Origin of the sequence: Acinetobacter lwoffii (genome assembly GCF_019048525.1) — a bacterium.
Classification (GTDB): Bacteria; Pseudomonadota; Gammaproteobacteria; order Pseudomonadales; family Moraxellaceae; genus Acinetobacter; species Acinetobacter lwoffii_K.
The window spans coordinates 2,285,840-2,307,842 of record NZ_CP077369.1; the positions used below are offsets into that span (position 1 = coordinate 2,285,840).

General features: G+C 44.4%; 15 protein-coding genes. 8 read left to right on the top strand and 7 right to left on the bottom strand.

What is annotated here, in order from left to right; all coding sequences use genetic code 11:
* The first annotated feature begins 134 nt into the window (after window positions 1-134).
* Together I6L24_RS10775 and I6L24_RS10780 are read left to right on the top strand one after the other, a co-directional pair.
* Window positions 135-1,862 (top strand): glutamine--tRNA ligase/YqeY domain fusion protein, encoded by a 1,728-nt coding sequence (locus I6L24_RS10775; RefSeq protein ID WP_216985973.1) that lies wholly within the window; start codon window positions 135-137, stop codon window positions 1,860-1,862.
* Window positions 1,863-1,931: 69 nt separating this feature from the next.
* Window positions 1,932-2,843: a bestrophin family protein gene (locus I6L24_RS10780; protein WP_216985974.1), complete on the top strand. Its 912-nt coding sequence runs from the start codon at window positions 1,932-1,934 to the stop codon at window positions 2,841-2,843.
* Window positions 2,844-2,926: 83 nt separating this feature from the next.
* Here the strand turns inward: I6L24_RS10780 and I6L24_RS10785 are convergent, their stop codons facing one another.
* The 4 genes from I6L24_RS10785 to putA all read right to left on the bottom strand — a co-directional run bounded on the left by I6L24_RS10785 (window position 2,927) and on the right by putA (window position 9,369).
* The gene (locus tag I6L24_RS10785; RefSeq protein WP_216985975.1) at window positions 2,927-3,487 is read right to left on the bottom strand and encodes a lecithin retinol acyltransferase family protein; all 561 of its coding nucleotides are present in this window, start codon (window positions 3,485-3,487) and stop codon (window positions 2,927-2,929) included.
* 391 nt (window positions 3,488-3,878) lie between these two features.
* Window positions 3,879-4,103: a hypothetical protein gene (locus I6L24_RS10790; protein WP_216985976.1), complete on the bottom strand. Its 225-nt coding sequence runs from the start codon at window positions 4,101-4,103 to the stop codon at window positions 3,879-3,881.
* A gap of 243 nt (window positions 4,104-4,346) precedes the next feature.
* Window positions 4,347-5,429, bottom strand: coding sequence for a tRNA (uridine(54)-C5)-methyltransferase TrmA (gene trmA / locus I6L24_RS10795; protein WP_216985977.1), 1,083 nt, complete (start codon window positions 5,427-5,429; stop codon window positions 4,347-4,349).
* 184 nt (window positions 5,430-5,613) lie between these two features.
* Window positions 5,614-9,369 (bottom strand): trifunctional transcriptional regulator/proline dehydrogenase/L-glutamate gamma-semialdehyde dehydrogenase, encoded by a 3,756-nt coding sequence (putA, locus tag I6L24_RS10800; RefSeq protein ID WP_216985978.1) that lies wholly within the window; start codon window positions 9,367-9,369, stop codon window positions 5,614-5,616.
* A gap of 118 nt (window positions 9,370-9,487) precedes the next feature.
* Between putA and I6L24_RS10805 the strand changes: the two genes are divergently transcribed.
* A complete protein-coding gene (locus I6L24_RS10805) occupies window positions 9,488-9,982 on the top strand; it encodes an Lrp/AsnC ligand binding domain-containing protein (protein ID WP_004279833.1) in 495 nt (164 codons plus the stop codon).
* A gap of 65 nt (window positions 9,983-10,047) precedes the next feature.
* On the opposite strand, the gene putP is transcribed toward I6L24_RS10805, so the two are convergent.
* The gene (gene putP / locus I6L24_RS10810) at window positions 10,048-11,556 is read right to left on the bottom strand and encodes a sodium/proline symporter PutP (protein WP_216985979.1); all 1,509 of its coding nucleotides are present in this window, start codon (window positions 11,554-11,556) and stop codon (window positions 10,048-10,050) included.
* Between the two features lie 421 nt (window positions 11,557-11,977).
* Here putP and aspA point away from each other — a divergent pair, with 421 nt between their 5' ends.
* The 5 genes from aspA to I6L24_RS10835 all read left to right on the top strand — a co-directional run bounded on the left by aspA (window position 11,978) and on the right by I6L24_RS10835 (window position 19,662).
* A complete protein-coding gene (aspA, locus tag I6L24_RS10815) occupies window positions 11,978-13,420 on the top strand; it encodes an aspartate ammonia-lyase (protein ID WP_216986625.1) in 1,443 nt (480 codons plus the stop codon).
* Window positions 13,421-13,549: 129 nt separating this feature from the next.
* The gene (locus I6L24_RS10820) at window positions 13,550-13,915 is read left to right on the top strand and encodes a hypothetical protein (protein WP_216985980.1); all 366 of its coding nucleotides are present in this window, start codon (window positions 13,550-13,552) and stop codon (window positions 13,913-13,915) included.
* Window positions 13,916-14,038: 123 nt separating this feature from the next.
* A complete protein-coding gene (gene mfd, locus I6L24_RS10825) occupies window positions 14,039-17,497 on the top strand; it encodes a transcription-repair coupling factor (protein WP_216985981.1) in 3,459 nt (1,152 codons plus the stop codon).
* 228 nt (window positions 17,498-17,725) lie between these two features.
* On the top strand, window positions 17,726-18,160 hold the full coding sequence (locus I6L24_RS10830; protein ID WP_004646760.1) for an HIT domain-containing protein: 435 nt from the start codon (window positions 17,726-17,728) through the stop codon (window positions 18,158-18,160).
* Window positions 18,161-18,216: 56 nt separating this feature from the next.
* The gene (locus I6L24_RS10835; protein ID WP_216985982.1) at window positions 18,217-19,662 is read left to right on the top strand and encodes an adenylate/guanylate cyclase domain-containing protein; all 1,446 of its coding nucleotides are present in this window, start codon (window positions 18,217-18,219) and stop codon (window positions 19,660-19,662) included.
* A gap of 89 nt (window positions 19,663-19,751) precedes the next feature.
* Here I6L24_RS10835 and fdx read toward each other — a convergent pair whose 3' ends face one another.
* Entirely contained in the window at window positions 19,752-20,090 is a 339-nt protein-coding gene (fdx, locus tag I6L24_RS10840; RefSeq protein WP_004279821.1) for an ISC system 2Fe-2S type ferredoxin, read from the bottom strand.
* Between the two features lie 15 nt (window positions 20,091-20,105).
* Entirely contained in the window at window positions 20,106-21,965 is a 1,860-nt protein-coding gene (hscA, locus tag I6L24_RS10845; RefSeq protein ID WP_005107162.1) for a Fe-S protein assembly chaperone HscA, read from the bottom strand.
* Window positions 21,966-22,003: the final 38 nt, after the last annotated feature.

Below are 22,003 nucleotides of genomic sequence, written 5' to 3' on the forward strand. Positions count from 1 at the left end.
AAATACCGTAGTTAGCGGTTGAGAGATTAAGCACCTATAGTTAAACTAAGGAACTTTGATAATGAATATACGTACAACTTGTACGATGAAATATTCGTTAATCCCTTTTTAACTTTAGAAGTGAATGATTGATCATGAAGCCAAATGATGTTGTGACATCTCTGCCCGAGAACCCGACCCAGAAGAACAATGCAGTCGATTCAGTGCAGCAGCAAGAACAACAACCAGGCTTGGACTTTGTACGTCAGGTCATTACTGATGATTTAGCCGCTGGTCGTACTCAACAGGTGGTGACGCGTTTTCCGCCTGAGCCGAATGGCTATTTACATATTGGCCATGTGAAAGCAATTTGCTTGAACTTCGGTATTGCTGAAGAATTTAAAGGTGTGTGTAACCTGCGTTTTGACGATACCAACCCGGATGCCGAAGAGCAGGAATATGTGGATGGTATTGCCAATGATGTGAAATGGCTGGGTTTCCAATGGGAAGGCGAGCCGCGTTATGCATCAAGCTATTTCGATCAACTTTATACCTGGGCAGTTCAGCTGATTGAGCAGGGCGATGCCTATGTGGATTTGCAAAGCCCTGAAGAGATCCGTTTGAACCGCGGTAATTTCGTTGAGCCAGGCAAAAACTCGCCACAACGCGATGCAACGGTTGCAGAAAACCTGGAGCGTTTTGAAAAAATGCGCAGCGGTGAATATGCAGAAGGTCAGGCTGTATTACGTGCCAAGATCGATATGACTTCACCGAACGTGCATATGCGTGATCCGATTCTGTATCGTATCCTGCATTCTGAACACCATCAGACTGGCGATAAATGGAAAATTTATCCAATGTATGACTATGCGCATCCACTTTCTGATGCGATTGAAGGCATTACGCATTCACTCTGTACCCTGGAATTCCAGGATCACCGTCCGTTCTATGACTGGGTGGTGGCAAAAGTTAAATCACCATCCGTGCCACGTCAGTATGAATCGAGCCGTTTGAATGTGGACTATACCATCACCTCAAAACGCAAATTGCGTAAGCTGGTTGAAGGTGGTCATGTAAATGGTTGGGATGATCCACGTATGCCAACTGTAGTGGGTATGCGTCGTCGTGGTTTCACACCTGAAGGTCTACGTGATTTCTGTCAACGTGTCGGTGTGTCGAAGGTTGATGGCAGTATCGTCGATGTAGCCATGCTGGAATACTGTATTCGCCAGTCTCTGGAAAATACCGCAGCTCGTGGTATGGCGGTGTTAAATCCATTAAAAGTGACTTTAACCAACTTGCCAGCCGATATGGACCTGACCCATTCACGTCATCCGAATGTCGATATGGGCGAGCGCGTTATTCCATTGACGACTGAGCTGTATATTGACCGTAAAGACTTTGAAGAAGAGCCACCAAAAGGCTTTAAACGTTTGATTCCAGGTGGTGAAGTCCGTTTACGTCATGCCTATGTGATCAAATGCGACGAAGTCATTAAAGATGAAAATGGCGAAGTGGTTGAGCTGAAATGTTCGATTGATCCTGAAACTTTGGGTAAAAATCCTGAAGGTCGTAAGGTCAAAGGTGTGATTCACTGGGTATCTGCGACAAAAGGCGTTCCTGCAGAAGTGCGTATTTACGACCGTCTGTTTACGGAGTCTGATCCAGAAGTGGGTGATGACTTCTTGGCAAACCTGAACCCTGAATCATTGAAGGTGGTTCAGGCCGTGATTGAGCCTCCATTAGCGCAAGCTCAGCCGGAGGATCGTTTCCAGTTTGAGCGTGAAGGTTATTTCGTGGCAGATCAATATGATCATTCCAGCGAAAAACCGGTATTTAACCGTATTCTGGATCTTAAGGACAGCTTTAAACCAGGCAAATAAGCTGGTTTAAGTCAGAATGTAAAAAGCCCAACTCTGGTTGGGCTTTTTCAATACAGCAGGGAAAATTGCATGATTGTGCGTGATAAGAATAATAGTTTGGGTTTACTGTTTGCCTGGCAGGGAACGATTCTGCCCAAGGTACTGCCAGCATTAATCTTGGTGGTTTTTATTTCAGCTTTGCTGGTGTATTTGAGTCAGGCGCATTTCGTCAGCCTTCCTGCTGTTCCGGCAATTGGCTTTACCATTTTTGGTGTCATTCTCTCGATTTTTTTAAGTTTTAGAAATACAGCCTGCTATGATCGCTGGTGGGAAGGGCGCAAACTTTGGGGCGCGCTGATTGCCACCACGCGTCATTTATGCCGTGATAGCCACGTTCTGGACGATCAAACCCGTGAAGTCTTATTGTACCGCATGATGTTGTTTACCCATCTATTACGTGACCGGTTGAGACAGCAAACGCCCAGTATTCAGACTTATCAAGCCACTACCGGTTTTGAACCCAAGTCATTCGAGCAATTGCCGATGCAAATCAATCCATCACAATGGGTGCTAGAACAGATGCAAATAGAGCTGGTACAACAGTATCAGCAGGGCAAGATCAGCGATATTATTTATAACAACCTGAATCAGCACACTGTGGCTTTGGGAGATATTCAGGCCGGTTGTGACCGGATTTTGTCAACGCCATTACCATTTTCTTATTCGGTATTGTTACATCGTGCGGTTTATTCTTTTTGCTTTATCCTGCCTTTCAGTTTGCAGGCGAATTTAGGCCTGTGGACGCCGATTCTGGTCGGGTTGATTGCTTATATGCTACTCGGGCTCGATGAGCTCAGTGCGGAGCTGGAAGAACCCTTTGGCTTGCAGGATAACGATCTACCGCTAGATTCAATTGTACGGCTGGTAGAGCGGGAAACCCTAAGCTCTTTAGGTAAAGCACTACCCGAGGCAATTCAAGCCAGAAAAGGCTATTTGACTTGATTCCTTATCAACATCATCAAAATGTAAAACACGAACTTAAAATTTCTTGCTCACAAAAAATCATCGGCAGGCTGAGCTTTAAATTAACGATGTTTAAGATTGGTCAGGTCTGACACTTTGGTTTTAGCCTGATCTTGCAATTCACGGTATTGTTGCAAACGCAGATTGGCTTTATCTCTGAGTTTTTTCTTGATGTACAGCGCCAATGCGAAACTGGTCGTGGTCAGGGTCAGGAACATGCTGTTCATAAAACTCATCATCGAGCTGATATAACCAATCGTCGTCAGGCGATTCATCATGTAAATTACTTGCGGACTACTTTCCATGCCGGTAATGGCCCAAGTACACAAATGCTCGCAATTATTAATAATCAGATGATAGTTATTTTCATGCATTCTGGACCGCATGCGGCGCACCACTTTACGACCTTTATATTTTGCCGAGTCATAATGCTGCATATGAATCGGTTTGCCATGACTGAATTTTTCAATCGAGGTGATTTCAATGGGGCGTTTCTTGAATAAATGCGCAAAGCCGGAATAATGAATGACACGACCACGTCCGGCGTAAATCCCATGATGGGTATAACCGAAATGTTTAACCATAAGATGTGCGCCTATGGGAAACCGTTTAGTCTGTTGCATATCAGAATTAAGCCATTTAAAAAAGCATTGTCGTTTAATAGGAAGTGTACTGTGTTTTGCTAAATTAATCGATGCCTTGCCTGAGTTTCAGATCAGAATTGAAGCGTTATTAAGCCAAGTTTAAAAGGATTAAAAGAAAGCAGAATTTAGAACATATTCTTCTGATGAAAGTGTTTGAATAGCCCAAGCAAGTACTAAAATTTCTTCAAAATTACAAGCAGGGATCAAATGAGTTGTTCAGCGTTTTCTGCCTGATCCCTCAGGCTTTAAAGTTGGAGTAAATGAATTATGATGAAATAGAGAAGACCAAACCCTTAAACTAAACTTTCAAGCATAAAAAAAGCACCTGACTACGCAAGTGCTTTTTTTATACGACTGTAACCTTGGCCGATTACTGCAATGGCAAGTGCTGAAGTTCATTCAGTTCTTTGCGGCTATAGCCGCGAGATACCAGAACCTTTTTAATTCCGATGATGATTTCTTCATCAGTGGCTTTAGAAAGTGCTGCAAGAAGCTGTTCATTTGTCTTGCAAGAGCAATCATTTTCAACACAAGCAATTTGATTCTTGTGTTCATTGTGTTGTTCATGAGAAAACAACTTTTGCCAAAAACTCATAGAGCCTTCATACAACAACCTAACATAGAGTGAAATATAGCCAATTAAATAAATAAAGCAATAGGACCTATGTGATAAAAGCAGCAGTTGGTCTTGAAAATTTCCGATAGAAGCCTGAAGGTCTAACGATATTTCTTGCTGTACAAGTCAGTATTCATTATTAAATACATGATTTGTAATATAAAAAATGGAGCTTCAAAAAGCTCCATTTTTGTAACAATATAATAAATTGAAACAAATTCTTTATACTTTTTCCAATAAGACACCTGTCTCAACATGGTGCGTATACGGGAATTGATCAAACATGGCGAACTTGCTGATTTTATGCGTTTGAGACAACTGTTTCAGATTGTCATATAAAGTATCTGGATTACAAGAAATGTAAATAATATGCTGGAAACACTGTAACAGTTTCAGCGTTTCATCATCAATACCAGCACGCGGTGGATCGACAAATACCGTATCAAAATCATAAGTCGAAATATCAATTTGTGCTTCCTGTAAGCGACGGAAAACACGTTCGCCATTATACGCTTGAGTGAATTCTTCAGCAGACAGACGCGCCACCTGAATATTTTCAATCTGGTTTTGCTCAATATTCCACTCAGCTGCATAGACTGAAGATTTGGCTAATTCAGTGGCCAAAACACGGCGGAATTTGGTCGAAAGCGGTAGGGTGAAGTTGCCATTGCCACAATAGAGTTCCAGCAAATCTTTATCTGATTGTTCCGCTGCATCACATGCCCATTCCAGCATTTTTTGGCAGACTTGTGCATTCGGCTGGGTAAAGCTGCTTTCGATCTGCTTATATTTATAGCGACGATCAAAAACAGACAGTTCTTCCACCACATATTCATCAGTCAGGACGAATTTCTGGCCACGGCTGCGGCCAATCAGTTTGATATTCAGCTTTTCCGCCAGGGCTTTCGCGGCAGGTTCCCAGCTTTCATCCAGCTTGCGGTGATAAATCAGGGATACCAGAACCTGACCACTTAAAGTCGCCAGAAAATGGACTTCAAATAAACGATGACCCAGATTGGCATCTGCCTTGAATGCTGCCAGTAGTTGCGGCATCAAGTCATTAATACTGCGGTCTGCAATTGGAAACTCATCAATCCGAATCACTTTTTTATTGTTGTTCTCGTCACGTTCAAACATGGCATAAAACAGATCATCTTCAGTATGCCAGATCCGGAATTCAGCACGCATGCGGAAATATTTTTCAGGAGACTGGAATACTTCTAAAGCAGGTGGTTGATATTCGGCAAACTGAGCGCTGATGCGTTCAATTTTGGCTTCAAGTTGTTGCTGATAAGATGAAGTCATATGCAGTAAGAAATCGCAAATATTTTAAAGCGCAAATGGTAGCAAAAAATTGCCGATCTGCCTAAGCCTATTGTAGTTGAGTCGCTTTAAAAGCTGCATAAAAAAGACCAAACCTTCTGAGGAGAGAGGTTTGGCCATCAAGAGGAAAGATTTAAGCTAAAAATGATGAGATGATTGGACTGATTTAGAGATTATCCATCGTCATCAAGCTGGCATTTCCGCCTGCCGCCGCCGTATTGATACTGATGGCGCGTTCAATCACAAATCGCTCGACCGGAATATCATAGTTGCCCGAACTTAAATGGGTGATACCAATAATTGCACCTTTTCGGCCTGCAATGCGTTTTTGAAAATCAATCAGTTCAGAAGAATCACCATGATGCAGGACGGCATCAAACGCGCCTGTTTCAATATCCCGGACCACTTTAAATTGCTTGCTGATCGCGGCTGGCATGGTTGGTAAATATTTCAGAATAAAAGTATTGTCAGCTAGGAATGCAGGACGACTGCCGACCGATAAAATTGCCAGAATTTGCTGAATCTGGTCTTGCTCCGTGTGTGCCAAAGATAGAACACTTTCTCGTGGCAAGATTAGGTACTGATTTTCCTCACCGGTTGGACCTTGCAGGCTAAAGCTTTGACCAGTCGCAATTTGCATAGGTGCTTTTAAAGATAAAGTTGGGAAAGTTTTAGCTACCCAGACTTTAAACTCCTGAACAAGTTTATTTTCAACAAGTGCTGGACCCGCTTGAACTGCATAAGGCTGCGCCAGTTTTTTCTCGGATACTTGATGCATTAAACGGTAGATATACAACGGGCCACCTGCTTTCGGGCCGGTGCCAGACAGACCTTCGCCACCAAAGGGCTGGACGCCCACGACCGCACCAACGATATTGCGGTTGATATACAGGTTGCCGACTTCCGCTCGTGCAATCACGGTTTGCATGGTTTCATCAATACGCGTGTGCAAGCCCATGGTCAGGCCATAACCCTTGCTATTGATCTGATCTAACAACTGTTCCAGTTCGCCATATTTATAGCTGATCAGATGCAGTACCGGGCCAAACACTTCACGTTCCAGATCATCCAGATTTGGCAGTTCAATCAGGGTTGGTGCAATGAATGTTCCTGGAGTTAATTCAGTCTGGTCCTGATTAAACATCAACTGATGAACTGTATGACCTTTGCTGCGCATCTGCTCAATATGCTTTTGGATATTTTGCTGGGCTTCTGCATCAATCACTGGACCAATATCGGTTTTCAGCAAGACCGGATTGCCAACGCGCAACTGTTGCATGGCACCTTTGAGCATGTTGCGAACAGCCTCCAGATTATCCTCTTGCACACAAAGGACACGCAGGGCAGAACAGCGCTGACCGGCACTGTCATAGGCAGAGCTCACAACATCCAACACCACCTGTTCAGTCAATGCAGATGAATCCACAATCATGGCATTTTGACCACCAGTTTCAGCAATTAGGGTGACGCTTTCTCCAAACTGGTTTATTCGTTCTGCCACGGTTTTTTGTAGAATTTGGGCGACCTCGGTGGAACCGGTAAACATGATGCCCTGAATACGTGGATCTGCACTGAGCTGTGCACCAATGGTTTCACCACGGCCCGGCAATAGCTGTAACACATCCTGCGGAATGCCGGCTTCCCATAAAATCTGTACGGCTTGTGCTGCAATGAGCGGTGTTTGTTCAGCCGGTTTGGCAATCACGGTATTGCCAGCGACCAGCGCTGCTGAAATCTGACCGGTAAAAATCGCCAGCGGGAAGTTCCATGGACTGATACACAGCACGGTGCCTAAAGGCTGGATCTGTACATTGTCACTGAGATCCAAAACTTGAGCTGCATAGTAACGCAAGAAATCTACCGCCTCACGTACTTCGGCAATCGCATTGGCATAGGTTTTACCTGCTTCGCGAGAAAGAAGAACCATGAGCGGAAGCAAACGCTGTTCCATCAGTTCTGCGGCTTTATTCAGGCAGGCAGCACGCTCATTTTTTGACAGATTAGCCCAGACACTTTGTGGATTGACGGCTTGAGTCAATGCAATTTCGGCCTGTTCAGAAGTTGCTTCATAGACTGTGCCGACCACATCCTGATGCTGCGCCGGATTGATTACGGGAACTGCATGGGTTGTATCCACGCTGCTAAATGCTGTTCCCATGGCTGCTGCCTGGAATTGGGTTGTCGCCAGACTGGATGCAACCTCATTTAAAACACTAAGTTCAGCATCATTGGCCAAATCGAGTCCTGAAGAGTTCATGCGTGCATCGGCATAAAGATCTTGCGGATAGGGAATATGAGGATGCTTGGCACCCATCACGCCTTCCTGTTTTGACGCCTTTAAAATGGTTTGCTGAGAATTTTCAATTAAATCTTCAATTTTCAAGGTCTTGTCGGCAATACGATTGACGAAGGACGTATTAGCACCATTTTCCAGTAAACGGCGCACCAGATAAGCCAATAAGGTTTCATGATTGCCGACTGGCGCATAGATCCGGCAGGGTACACCCAGTTTATTTTTCGATGGGTCGCCCACGACATTTTCATATAGCGGTTCGCCCATGCCATGCAGACATTGAAACTCATATTGGCCGGCATAGTATTGCTCGGGTTGCGCCAGTTGATAGATCGTCGCTACCGTTTGTGCATTGTGAGTGGCAAATTGCGGGTAGATGTAATCCGGTTCAGCTAGCAGCTTACGCGCACAGGCGATATAAGACAGATCGGTATGTACCTTACGGGTAAATACTGGATAATCCGACATTCCATCAATTTGGGCTTTCTTGATTTCGCTGTCCCAATATGCGCCTTTGACTAGACGAATCATCAAGCGTTTCTGGCTGCGCTTCGCCAGATCAATGATGTAATCCACGACATAGAAGCAGCGTTTTTGATAGGCTTGAATCACAAAGCCAATGCCTTTCCAGTCCTGCAATTGTGGTTCAAAACACAGGCGTTCTAACAGTTCCAGTGAAATCTCAAGGCGATCACTTTCTTCAGCATCGATATTTAAACCAATATTGTATTGCTTGGACAAGACCGCGAGTTTCAGTACTTTTGCATAGAGCTCATCATGCACGCGATCCATTTGCGAACGCTGATAACGGGGGTGCAGCGCAGAGAGTTTGATAGAAATGCCAGGCCCGTCATAAACATCTTTATCCTGTGATGCTTGACCAATGGCATGAATGGCTTGCTGATAATCCTGATAATAACGTTCAGCATCCGGATCGGTCAGTGCTGCTTCACCCAGCATGTCATAGGAATAGCGAAAGCCTTTTTCTTCCAGCGGCTCCGCATTTTTCAGTGCTTCATCAATGGTTTCACCCGTAACAAACTGCTCGCCCATCATGCGCATGGCAACATCGACGGCCTTACGGATAATCCCGCGGCCACTGCGTGCCAAAAGACCAGTCAACAAGCTAGACAGGCTCTTTTGCTGCGGGGTTTCCATCAGCTTGCCAGTCAGCATCAGTCCCCAGGCTGCCGCATTCACAAACATTAGCTGGCTCTGACCCAAATGTTCTTTCCAGTTACCTTGATTGATTTTGTCTCGAATCAGCAGGTCACGTGTGGCTTTGTCCGGAATCCGCAGCAAGGCTTCTGCCAGACACATCAGGGCAATGCCTTCCTGAGAGGATAAAGAAAATTCCTGCAATAAGCCTTGGACAATACCGGCTTTCCCAGTGGAACTTTTGCGTTCACGTAAGGAATGTGCGAGATCAAAGGCAAGCGCCTGAATCTTGTCACTCATTTCGGAAGAAATTTCACTATGGGCCAATAACTCTTCGACGCATTCAGTTTCAGCACGACGCCATGCCGTATTAATACGTTCTTCGTATTGGTTTTTGTGTTTAAATTCAGCAATATAATTCGAATGCTGGGCTGAATCTAAAATTGAATCTGGGCGGAGAGTGGTTGGCATAGTGACTTCCTGTACTGCGTCAATCAGTTCTTTGAGGTGAGTGAGTTTTAATCTATAATCACAGAATATTCGACAAATATCTCACTATAGTTTTCGCTTTTTTTAGAGAATAATTCTAATGCCAAGTCCTTATTTGAACCTTGACCGTATAGATATTCGTATACTGGGTTTATTGCAATCCGATGCCAAGCTGTCCAATATCAAACTGGCTGAACTGGTCAATCTGTCGCCTACGGCAGCCTTGGCGCGTGTACAAAAGCTGACCCGGGAAGGTTTTATTGTGGGCTATGAAGCGCGCCTCAATCCAGTCATGTTGAATAATGGTTTTGTGGTCTTTGTTGAAATTTTATTGGATAAAACCACACCGAATGTTTTAGATGAATTTTCCCATGCTGTGCGGCAGATTCCTGAAATTATCGAATGTCACATGATCAGTGGCGGTTTTGATTTTGTGGTAAAAATCCGATGTGCCAATATGGATGAGTTCCGGAAAATCTCTGGTCAGATCTTGTGGCAATTGCCCGGAATTAAAGAAACGCGCAGTTATCCGGTGATGGAAGTGATTAAAGAAAGTCAGCAGATCCATCTGAAAATGCCGGGAAAAGCCAAATAATTAGCAGTAAATTAAAATCAAAAAAAGGACTCGAAAGTCCCTTTAATTTATGCTGAAGAAAATATTTATTTTTTCATTTCCGCCATTTCTTTTTGATACTCGGCTTTAGCCATTTCAAAACGATGAACCACATCTTCGCTAGGTGCTTTATCCAGCAGGCTGACGATGATAATGCTGAGCGTGGCCAGAATAAAGCCCGGAATAATCTCATACAGACCGATATCACCCATATAATTTTTCCAGACAATTACAGTCACAGCACCAACAACCATACCCACAATTGCGCCGTTGAGGGTCATTCGTTTCCAGAAGAGAGACAGGATAATCAGTGGGCCAAATGCAGCACCAAAGCCGGCCCAGGCATAAGCCACTAGACCCAAAACCTTACTGTTCGGATTAATTGCCAGTGAAATGGCAATCAGGGCAATCACCAAGACCATGCCGCGACCGACCCAGATCAGTTCTTTTTGTGAAGCATTTTTACGCAGGAAACTCTTGTATAAATCTTCGGTCAAGGTCGTTGAACAGACTAGAAGCTGACAGCTTAAGGTACTCATGATTGCTGCCAGAATAGCAGCCAGAATGATTCCGGCAATCCACGGATTAAACAGGATTTTGGTCAACTCCATAAATACCGTTTCAGGGTTTTGATTCACCACCGAGGCCAATGTGGGATTGACACTGAAGTAGGCAATACCGATATAACCGGCAGCCACTGCACCGCCTAGGCATAGAATCATCCAGGTCATGCCAATACGGCGCGCAGCAGGAATGGTTTTGACCGAATCTGCTGCCATAAAACGCACCAGAATATGCGGCTGACCAAAATAACCCAAGCCCCAGGCCAGACTGGAAATAATCGCAACGGTGCTTAAACCTTCAAGCATACTGGAGGCATGTGGGCGAACCGATTCAAGGATGACACTCACTTGCTGGCTGTTGTCGCCCAGGGCCAAGAAGGTAATGATCGGAGTCAGCAATAAGGCAAAAATCATCAAACCGGCCTGGAATGTATCGGTCCAGCTGATCGCCAAAAAGCCACCAATACAGACATAAAGAATCGTCGCCATCGCACCAATCACAAGCGCCGTGGTGTAATCCCAGCCAAACAGGCTTTCAAACAGTCGTGCACCTGCGACCATGCCTGAGGCACAATAAATCGCAAAGAACACCAGAATCACCAAGGCAGACAAGACCCGTAAAATGCGTTTACGATCGGAAAAACGGCTGGTGAAATAATCCGGCAAGGTCAGGGCATTGTTCTGATATTCGGTATGGGCACGCAGTCGACCTGCCACCAGTAACCAGTTCAGCCATGCACCCATAATCAAACCGATCGCAATCCAGGCTTCTGACAGGCCAGACAGGTAAATGGCTCCCGGAAGACCCATTAGTAGCCAGCCACTCATATCCGATGCGCCCGCCGAAAGTGCAGTGACCACACTGCCCAGACTTCGTCCACCTAGAATATATTCGTCAAAATTGGAGGTGGCACGATAAGCATATAAACCGATTGCAATCATGGCGATAATATAAAACATGAAGGTAATCAGGGTGGGGTTTAAATAAGTCATAGGCAGGTCATCCTGTAAATATGGAAATCATCGTCCAAGATGATTTTTTGTACTGAGATCGCAAGGAGGTGATTCAAGCATGGTTTAAAAATTACACTCTGTAACAATTACACAGCTTTTATGTATGCCTATTGTAAACAGAGTGGTGATTCACTGAAATTGAATCAGGAATAACTTGAGCGGATAAAAGGTGATACGACGTCGAATTCAGGGGAAAAGTGGAAATTTTGAATAAATAATTAAAATATTTGAATTTTAGCCAGTTACTTACACAATCTTACAAAACTCACAGCTTTAGCGTATTGGTAATAAATCGTAGCAAATCTAGGTTAAAGTCTTCCTATTAGGCCTGTATTTGTTTGCTCATATTAATGTCACACCAAATACGGTGCATCGCCAAGAGTATTTTTTAGTGGACAATATGCTTCAAATCGAACTGACCCGCATTGAACGTGATTTATTGGGGGAAAAACAAATCCCGTTGCATAGCTATTATGGGATTCATACCTTACGTGCCATCGAAAATTTTAAGATTTCCGGATTGGCGGTAGGGCAACAAACGCATTTTATTCGTGCTTTGGCTCAAGTGAAAAAAGCTTCGGCACAGGCCAATCTGCATTTTCAGAAACTGTCCGAGCAGACCAGTACTGCCATTCAGAAAGCTTGTGATGAATTGATTCAGCATCCGGAAGCGTGGCAAGCGGCATTTCCACTCGATCCTTATCAGGGCGGTGCCGGAACCTCCATCAATATGAATGCCAATGAGGTGATTGCCAATATTGCCCTTGAAATGTCGGGCCATCAGAAAGGCAATTATCACATTCTGCATCCGAATGATCATGTCAATACTTCGCAATCAACCAATGATGTCTATCCAACGGCTTTGCGTCTGGCGACCTATAGCAGTCTGGATGAATTGTTGAGCGTGCTTAAAGCATTGATAGATTGTATTGATCATAAAGCTGCCGAATTTGAATATGTCATCAAGATGGGGCGTACCCAGTTACAAGATGCAGTTCCGATGACCATGGAACAGGAATTCCGGGCATTTGCCACCTTATTAAAAGAAGACCTGAAGCTGATTAGGCAGATGCGACAGTTGTTGCTAGAAGTCAATTTAGGCGCCACCGCCATTGGGACCGGGGTCAATACACCGCCGGGCTATGCCAAGCAGGTGGTGGAAATCTTGGCGCACCTGACAGGTTTGCCTTTAAAAGGTGCGGCAGATTATGTCGAGGCGACCAGCGATTGTGGCGTCTTTATTATCTTGTCGAGCAGTTTAAAACGTCTGGCAGTGAAACTGTCTAAAATCTGTAATGACTTGCGCCTGCTCAGCTCAGGGCCACGTACCGGTCTGGCTGAAATCCGTTTACCTGAATTACAGGCAGGTTCTTCGATCATGCCGGCAAAAATCAATCCGGTGATTCCAGAAGTGGTCAATCAGATTGCATTCCGGGTGATTGGTAATGACTTAACCATTACTATGGCTGCGGAAGCCGGGCAGCTACAATTGAATGTCATGGAACCTGTGATTGCCGTGGCGATGAATGAATCGATTCAGTTGTTGACCCAAGGCATGCAAACCTTGAATCAAAAATGTATTGCTGGTATTCAGGCCAACGAGCAGATTTGCTTAAGTTCCGTCATGCGCAGTGTCGGGATTGTGACCTTGCTTGAACCGATTCTGGGACATGCCAAATGTGATGAAATCGGCAAACAATGTATGCGCGAAAATAAAACTGTGCCACAAGTGGTATTAGAGTTAGGTTTATTGAGTGAAGCGCAATTAGAAGAGATTTTTGCATTTGAAAATCTGGTGTCTGAAATCCCTTCAGCAGAGAATCAGCTCGAACAGGTTTCTTAATATACATATAGCTATTAAATCGTCTGAAACAGCGAATTGCTGCTATTTTGATAATTTGCCTCAAGTTCAGGATGTGGATTTGAGGCATTTTCATCTAGACTATAAGCTGAACTATATTTGGCTGGGTAAATGGCGATGTTTGATAAAATCAGTGCATTATTTAAAAGTAATAAACCGACTACTGCACAGCTATATTTAGAAGAGCAGAATATCCAGTATGTAGAAGGTACAGGTTATATCGTCGATGGTATTCAACTCAATCAGGAATTGGGTGCACGATTAGAGTATTTGTCGAATCGCCGTTTAAAACAGTTTGATGATTTAAAAGCGTTATATGACACCGCGATGCTGATCAATGAAAAAATTGATCTGGAAATTGCCCATCAGCGTTTTAATGCAAGTTTGGGAAATACCGAAGAGAACCTGCTGCAATTTAAAATGATCCTCAAGAAGTTAAATGATTATTATCGTAACTTTCTGCGAGAGAAAAAATAAGTGTTAAAAGTGGCTTGAAATCGAAGCGTATGGATGTGGCAAGACTGCATAAAAATAACAAAATATCCTGAGATCATCGTGCTAGTATAAGCCTCAGGTTATTTAGACTTTAAAGCTATATCCATGTTCCAACAAGAAATTTCCCAACTCAATTTACCACAACTCAAAGCAGGCGAGAAACGCTGGTTAGGCAATCTGCAAGGTTCCTCGACGGCATTGTTGCTCAAAGAAATCGTGCAGCAGCAATCGCGTTTATTTATTGTGATTGCACGCAATAACCAGCATTTGGGTCAACTGGAAAGTGAACTGGAATTTTATGGGATTAAACCCACGATTTTTCCAGATTGGGAAATTTTGCCTTATGACCGCCTGTCTCCGCACCAGGATATTGTCTCGGAACGTCTGGCAATCTTATCCAATATGCCCAAAACTGGTGTACTGTTGTTGTCCGCCTCAACTTTGGCACAACGTGTGGCGCCAACCTCATGGATTCTGGGTGAGCATTTCGATATTCATGTCGGTCAGAAATTTGATCTGGAACAACAAAAGAAAAAGTTGATTCAGGCCGGTTATCATCTGGTCGATACCGTCTATGATCCAGGTGAATTCGCGGTACGCGGCAGTATCATGGATATCTACGCATCGGGACAGGAAGCACCGATTCGGATTGACCTGTTTGATGATGAAATTGAAAGCCTGAAATTTTTCGATGCCGAAACTCAGCGCACCACGCAAAGTTTGCAGCAGTTTACCGTATTGCCGGCACAGGAATTTCCGCTCAAGGAAGGTCGTGCCACTTTCCGTGACCGCTATGCCGAATTTTTCCCGACCGCGAATCCAAAGAAAAACCCGATCTATCAGGATGTGATGGATGGCATAGTCTCGCCGGGAATCGAGTTTTATTTGCCCTTGTTTTTCAGCGCGGAAGCCATGCAAGGCCAAAGTTCACTGATTTCGTACCTACCAAAGAATGGCATTGTCATTACAGATAAGGCTCTGGACGAAAGTCTCAGCCAGTTTTGGCAAGATGTGGTGCGCCGTTATGAAGATCGTCGCCACAATGTCGACCAACCGATCATGCCGCCTGAAAGCCTGTTTTTTCAGACCAATCAGGTGCTGGAGCAGCTGAACCAGTTTGCACGCATCATTGCCGCACAAACATCTTTTGATCAAAAAGCTGGGGTATTGAATCTTGATACCCAGTTGCCACCACGTCTGCCTGTCGATCCAAAACGTGAAAAACCATTTATTGAAGTCAAAAAATATATCGATCAGGCCAATCATCCGGTGCTGCTGGTGGCCGAGAGTGCCGGACGCCGTGAAAGCTTAAAAGATGCGTTACGACCAAGTCTGGGTGATATTCCGACGGTTGATAACTTTGAGAGTTTTATCACCTCCCTGTATGCGATTGCGATTACCAATGCGCCATTAGAGCGTGGTCTGGTGCTGACCGATCGTGTCAGCATCATTTCTGAAAACCAGCTCTATGAACATCGCGTGGTACAACGCCGCCGTAAACGTCAGCAGGAAGTTTCAGAAGAATTTCTGATTCGCAGTCTGACTGAACTGACCATGGGCGCGCCTGTGGTGCATATCGATTATGGAGTGGGGCGTTATGCCGGTCTGGTCACTTTAAGTATTGATGATCAGGATCATGAATTCTTGCAGCTGGATTATGCCGATGCGGCCAAAGTCTATGTGCCGGTGACCAATCTGCATTTAATCAGCCGATATAGCGGTGGTGATCCGGATCTGGCACCATTGCATAAGCTCGGGACAGATGCTTGGAATAAAGCCAAACATAAAGCGCTGGAACAGATTCATGATGTTGCGGCCGAGTTGCTGCATATTCAGGCACGCCGTGTCTCTAAACCCGGCATCAGTTTTGAAATTGATCAAAGTCTGTATATGCAGTTTGCCAGTGGCTTTGCCTATGAAGAAACACTGGATCAGGCCAATGCGATTGAAGCCACGCTGCATGACATGCAACAAGCCAAACCGATGGATCGACTGGTCTGTGGTGATGTCGGCTTTGGTAAAACGGAAGTGGCGATGCGTGCTGCATTTGTTGCGGTACAGAATAACCGGCAGGTGGCGATTCTGGTGCCAACCACCTTGCTGGCACAACAGCATTATGATTCATTCAAAGACCGCTTTGCCGATTGGCCAGTTCGGATTGAAGTGCTGTCACGTTTCGGTTCTTCCAAAGCACATACCAAGACCATTGACGACCTGATTGAAGGCAAAGTGGATATCGTGATTGGTACGCATAAAATTTTACAGGAAAATGTCCAGTTTAAAAATCTTGGCCTGATGATTGTCGATGAAGAACATCGTTTCGGGGTGCGCGATAAGGAACGGATTAAGGCCATGCGTGCCGATGTCGACATGCTGACACTGACTGCGACCCCAATTCCGCGTACGCTAAATATGGCCTTTAGTGGCATGCGTGATCTGTCGATTATCGCCACACCGCCGGCACGCCGTCTTGCGGTGAAAACCTTTGTGCAAGAACATACCGATGACACCATTAAAGAGGCAATCCTGCGTGAATTGCTGCGTGGTGGTCAGGTCTATTTCCTGCACAATGAAGTCGATACGATTGACCGTGCCGCAGCGCATATTCGTACATTGGTGCCGGAAGCCCGGGTGATTGTGGCACATGGCCAGATGCGTGAACGTGAACTGGAGCAGGTGATGCAACAGTTCTATCACAAGGAATACAATGTTCTGGTGTGTTCGACCATTATTGAAACCGGGATTGATGTCCCAAATGCCAATACCATTTTGATTGAACGTGCCGACAAGCTCGGACTGGCGCAACTTCATCAGTTGCGTGGCCGAGTCGGGCGCTCGCATCATCAGGCCTATGCCTATTTAATGGTGCCGTCTTTAAAAGCCTTAAAAGGCGATGCCGAAAAACGTCTGGATGCGATCCAGCGTGCTTCGACCTTGGGAGCCGGATTTATGCTGGCCACCGAAGATCTGGAAATTCGCGGGGCAGGTGAATTACTCGGTGAACAGCAGAGCGGTTCAATGCAGGCGATTGGTTATAGCCTGTATATGGAAATGCTGGAAAAAGCCACCAAAGCCATTCAAAAAGGCAAAACTCCAAATTTCGATGCACCCTTGTCACTGACTGCAGAAATTACCCTGCATATGCCAGCGCTCATTCCGGATGATTATCTCGGAGATGTGCATCAGCGTCTGTTGTTCTATAAGCGTATCAGTAATACTGATACTCAGGAGAAGCTGGACAATATCCGGATGGAATTGATCGACCGTTTTGGCATACCGCCACAACCAGTCAAACAGCTCTTTGCCGTACATCAAATTCGTCTCAAAGCCGAGCAGCTTGGCATCACCAAAATTGATATTAGTGCTCAAGGTGGGCATGTGGAATTCGCGCCAGATACCCCGGTTCAGGCCATGACCATTATCCAGATGATGCAGAAACATCCAACCTATTTCCGGATGAATGGCGGGCAACGTCTTAAGGTCATGGTCATGCTGGAAGATTACCAAAAGCGGATTCAGTTTATTCAGGATTTGCTGGACAGTCTATTGAAAGAAGTGGGCTAATTTGATTTAGACTAAATCAGTTTGAAACTTCATGATACATTTCATTTTCATTGAAATTTTCAGGAATGATAAACCAGATTTTTTAATGAAATGTTCGAACAAATTCTTGTGATGCGCCTTGCAACAAATCATGAGAATTTGTCTTTAAACCCATTGCTTTCAATATTCAGCTTCGGTTGGATATGTTAGTATTAGCCATCATTCTAATTTTGCATCATTTATAAAGATATGTTTAGTTTGCATCCACAACTTGCTCAAGATACTTTTTTTGTAGGCGACTTTCCTTTGTCAACATGTCGTTTGATGAATGATATGCAATTTCCCTGGCTGATCCTAATTCCACGTGTGCCGGGTGTCTCTGAATTATATGAATTGAGCCAAGCTGACCAAGAGCAGTTTTTACGTGAATCAAGCTGGTTATCAAGCCAGCTGGCACGTGTTTTCCGTGCGGATAAAATGAATGTCGCGGCATTGGGCAATATGGTTCCGCAATTGCATTTTCATCATGTGGTTCGTTATCAGAACGATGTAGCATGGCCGAAGCCTGTTTGGGGTACACCAGCTGTTCCTTATAGCAGTGAAGTATTAGCACATATGCGTCAAACACTCATGCTGGCGCTACGTGGTCAAGGCGATATGCCATTTGACTGGCGTATGGACTGATTAGCCCCAAGTATTCCGAGATCTATGAACGATTGCGGATTTCAGGGAGTGACTGAATGCAATTAGACGACTGGATTCAAAAAGAACCACAACAGTTTGAATATTTTCATCGCTTGATGGGCTATATCATGCTGTCTCTGGTTTTGGTCGTCTTTCATTACACTGAACCGGATACTCAGTATCAGCTCTTTGTTCCTGTGTTTTTATTCCTGATTTTATTGATTAGCTCGAAACTGTCGCGCTGGTTGATCTATCGCCATGATTATCGTATTCGGCGCAATGTTCTTTTTCTGATTGATGTTATTGTCATTGTAGTGGTTTTAGCCGCAGTACAGCTGGATTTGGTATTGTCCTTGCTGGGTTTGGTGGCAATACTCTATACCGCGATCAGTAATAAAATTTCATTGATGATGGCTTCTCTGGCCAGTCTGGTCGGGATCACCGTTTTTTATCTGGCCAATATTCTGGTCTTTGGTTTTGGGACTTATTTTGAACCGACAAGCAGTGAACTAACGGTTTTAGGCTTCATCTGCCTGATTACCTATTTTGGTGTCGGAAGTTTTTATCAGAGTGGTCGTGTGCAGTATATGACCCAGAAGAAAAATCATTATTTTGAACAGATGAACCGTTATATGGAATTTGCCAATCAGCTGAGTCGTTATGCGCCTGTGCAGTTGTGGCAATCCATCATGAAAGGTGAATCTGAAGCGAAAATTGAATATAAACGTAAAAAGTTAACAATTTTCTTCTCGGATATTCAAGGCTTTACAGAACTGTCTGAAACGCTTATTCCAGATGATTTAGCATTCTTGCTCAATGATTATTTGCGGCATATGACCGAAATCGCCAAAAATTATGAAGCGACTGTCGATAAATTTATGGGTGATGCCATCCTGATTTTCTTTGGTGATCCAAACTCTGAAGGCGTAGAGCAGGATGCCAAGAACTGTATGGAAATGGCGATTGCCATGCGTCAGCAAATGAAACTGCTGCGTGAGCGTTGGATTAAAATGGGTTATCCGCCACTGCATATCCGTATGGGTATTTCGACCGGTTATTGCCACGTCGGGAATTATGGTGCGACGCATCGGATGGCCTATACCATTGTAGGACGGGATGCCAATCTGGCAGCGCGCTTACAGAGCGCAGCTGAAGTGGATGAAATCCTGATTTCAGAAGATACTCATAATCTGATCAAAAATGATTATTTATGTGCGCCGAAGAAACCAATTTTCTTGAAAGGCATTAAAGCACCGGTAAGAACTTGGCAGCTAATGGAAAAATATGCATCGCAGAAAGTTGAGTATCAACGTTGGTTCGACTATGAATATAAAGGCTTTCATTTACTGCTGAATCTGGATGAAGTGCGAAACTTTGAATATCCTGAGCTGATTCATGTACTAGAAAAAATGATTAAACGCATTGAAACTCAGCAGAAAATGACCAATTCACAAGGTATTGTCAAATTGAAGCTTGAGGATGAAGTAATTGAACACATTTAAAGTTCATGTAAATTTACTTTAATTGTTTCTTATAAAGAGAAAAAACCACGCCTGAGCGTGGTTTTTTATTTTAGCCTGCAACGAAAATCTTAGTGATTTTCTGACGCATGGTTAATGGTGTATTTTGGAATTTCAATTTCCAGATCTTCATCGTCCAGTTTAACCTGACAAGAAAGACGTGAATCAGGTTCTAAACCCCAGGCACGATCGAGTAAGTCAGCTTCAACATCATCCATTTCTTCCAGGCTGTCAAAACCTTTGCGTACCACTACATGGCAGGTGGTACACGCTGCTGACATATCGCAAGCATGTTCGATTTTAATGCCATTTTTTAGCAGGCTTTCGCAAAGATTGGCATTTTGTTCGACTTCAAACTCAGCACCTTCGGGGCAAATCTGCGCATGTGGAAGAACTTTAATACGTGGCATAGTCGTTACCTTAAATTAGTTTGAGTTTGACCAGTCGTCGAGTTTAGTGCCCTTAAGAGCTGCATCAATATGTTGATTCATACGTGCTGCTGCAAAAGCATCACTATGTATTTTAAGCTGTTCAACGGCAGATTCAATCGCTTTGATATCTGAACCCTGAAGCTGAGTTTCAAGTTGTGCTTGCGCAGTTTGCAGTGCTGCAAGTTGATCTTCAGTCAACAGACCGGCATCCGCTTTGAGTGCCTGAACCAGTGCTTCCAGCTCACGCTGTGCTTCCACTTTGGTTTCATTCAAATGACGAAGATTCTTATCTTCTTCAGCGAACTTATAACCGTCTAGCAACAGACGTTCAGTATCTTCACCCGATAAACCATAAGATGGTTTGATATCGATTTGAGCCGTCACGCCAGAGGTGGTTTCTTTGGCAGATACAGTCAGCAAGCCATCTGCATCGACCTGGAACGTCACTTCAATACGTGCCTGACCGGCAGTCATTGGTGGAATGCCATGCAGGACAAAACGCCCTAAACTACGGCAATGCTCAACCAGATCACGTTCACCTTGAACCACATGAATCAACATGGCAGTCTGGCCATCTTGATAAGTCGTAAATTCCTGACGACGAGCGACTGGAATCGCAGTATTACGCGAAATTAATCGTTCAACCAGTCCGCCCATGGTTTCAAGACCAAGAGACAGAGGCGTCACGTCTAATAGTAATGAGCCATCAGTTGAGTTGCCAATCAATTGGTTCGCAGTAATTGATGCGCCAATCGCAACCACTTCATCCGGATTAATAGTGCATAGTGGTTCTTGATTGAATACTTCACGCACGGCTTTTTGTACTGCATAAGAACGGGTTGAGCCACCGACCAAAACGACATTTTGAATGTCATCCAGTTCAAGCTTGGCATCACGCATCACACGCTTACATACGCTGATGGTCTTATCCAAAGCAACTTTAATGATCTCTTCAAATGTCGGACGGTCAAGCGTCAATACCTGATCAAGCAATTTGAGTTGAACTGAATCTGCATCAGACAAAGCTTCTTTGGCTTTACGTGCTGCAACCACAAAATGTGCATATTCTGCATCATTCAAGGTGTCAATATTCAGTTGTTTCTTGGCCCATTTCAGGATCAAACGATCTAGGTCATCACCACCGAGGGCAGTGTGGCCACCGGTTGCCAGAACTTCAAACACACCTTGACTAAAACGCAGAATCGAAACGTCAAAGGTACCACCACCCAAGTCGTAGATCACATAGTTGCGATCTGTACTTAAGTTGCTTTCCTGATCGAGACCATAAGCAACAGCAGCAGCGGTTGGCTCATTCAACAAACGTAAAACATTCAAGCCAGCAAGTTGAGCAGCATCACGGGTTGCCTGACGCTGTGCTTCATCAAAGTAGGCCGGAACAGTAATAACGGCACCATTGACCGGATTTTGCAGACTGGCTTCAGCGCGGTCTTTCAACTGCTTTAAAATTTCTGCAGAAATCTCAACCGGCGTCTTACGGCCTTGTGCGGTTTCAAAAGCCGGCATTTCATTCGCTTCACCAACCAACGCATAAGGATGCTGGAATTTGATGTCAGCTTTCGAGCGACCCATAAAACGTTTTACAGAAACGATGGTGTTTTTAGGGTCAGTAGTAATGAAAGGCGCAGCTTCATTGCCGTATTGAGTCTGTTGTTCTGCATAATGCACGATAGAAGGAAGTAGCACACGACCTTGTTCGTCATTAAGTACTTTGGCTTTACCTGAAAGAACCGTGGCAACCAAAGAGTGGGTGGTGCCTAAATCGATACCAATCGCAATGCGGTGTTCATGTGGTGCACTTGATTGACCTGGTTCTGCAATTTGCAAGAGAGCCATAGTGTTACATCCTTTGCACGTTAAATATTAAATACTAA

Excerpts from the sequence above, each read along its gene's own strand:
- I6L24_RS10775 (WP_216985973.1), top strand. The coding sequence starts at position 135 with ATGAAGCCAAATGATGTTGTGACATCTCTGCCCGAGAACCCGACCCAG.
- I6L24_RS10780 (WP_216985974.1), top strand. The coding sequence starts at position 1,932 with ATGATTGTGCGTGATAAGAATAATAGTTTGGGTTTACTGTTTGCCTGG.
- I6L24_RS10785 (WP_216985975.1), bottom strand. The coding sequence starts at position 3,487 with ATGCAACAGACTAAACGGTTTCCCATAGGCGCACATCTTATGGTTAAA.
- I6L24_RS10790 (WP_216985976.1), bottom strand. The coding sequence starts at position 4,103 with ATGAGTTTTTGGCAAAAGTTGTTTTCTCATGAACAACACAATGAACAC.
- trmA (WP_216985977.1), bottom strand. The coding sequence starts at position 5,429 with ATGACTTCATCTTATCAGCAACAACTTGAAGCCAAAATTGAACGCATC.
- putA (WP_216985978.1), bottom strand. The coding sequence starts at position 9,369 with ATGCCAACCACTCTCCGCCCAGATTCAATTTTAGATTCAGCCCAGCAT.
- I6L24_RS10805 (WP_004279833.1), top strand. The coding sequence starts at position 9,488 with ATGCCAAGTCCTTATTTGAACCTTGACCGTATAGATATTCGTATACTG.
- putP (WP_216985979.1), bottom strand. The coding sequence starts at position 11,556 with ATGACTTATTTAAACCCCACCCTGATTACCTTCATGTTTTATATTATC.
- aspA (WP_216986625.1), top strand. The coding sequence starts at position 11,978 with ATGCTTCAAATCGAACTGACCCGCATTGAACGTGATTTATTGGGGGAA.
- I6L24_RS10820 (WP_216985980.1), top strand. The coding sequence starts at position 13,550 with ATGGCGATGTTTGATAAAATCAGTGCATTATTTAAAAGTAATAAACCG.
- mfd (WP_216985981.1), top strand. The coding sequence starts at position 14,039 with ATGTTCCAACAAGAAATTTCCCAACTCAATTTACCACAACTCAAAGCA.
- I6L24_RS10830 (WP_004646760.1), top strand. The coding sequence starts at position 17,726 with ATGTTTAGTTTGCATCCACAACTTGCTCAAGATACTTTTTTTGTAGGC.
- I6L24_RS10835 (WP_216985982.1), top strand. The coding sequence starts at position 18,217 with ATGCAATTAGACGACTGGATTCAAAAAGAACCACAACAGTTTGAATAT.
- fdx (WP_004279821.1), bottom strand. The coding sequence starts at position 20,090 with ATGCCACGTATTAAAGTTCTTCCACATGCGCAGATTTGCCCCGAAGGT.
- hscA (WP_005107162.1), bottom strand. The coding sequence starts at position 21,965 with ATGGCTCTCTTGCAAATTGCAGAACCAGGTCAATCAAGTGCACCACAT.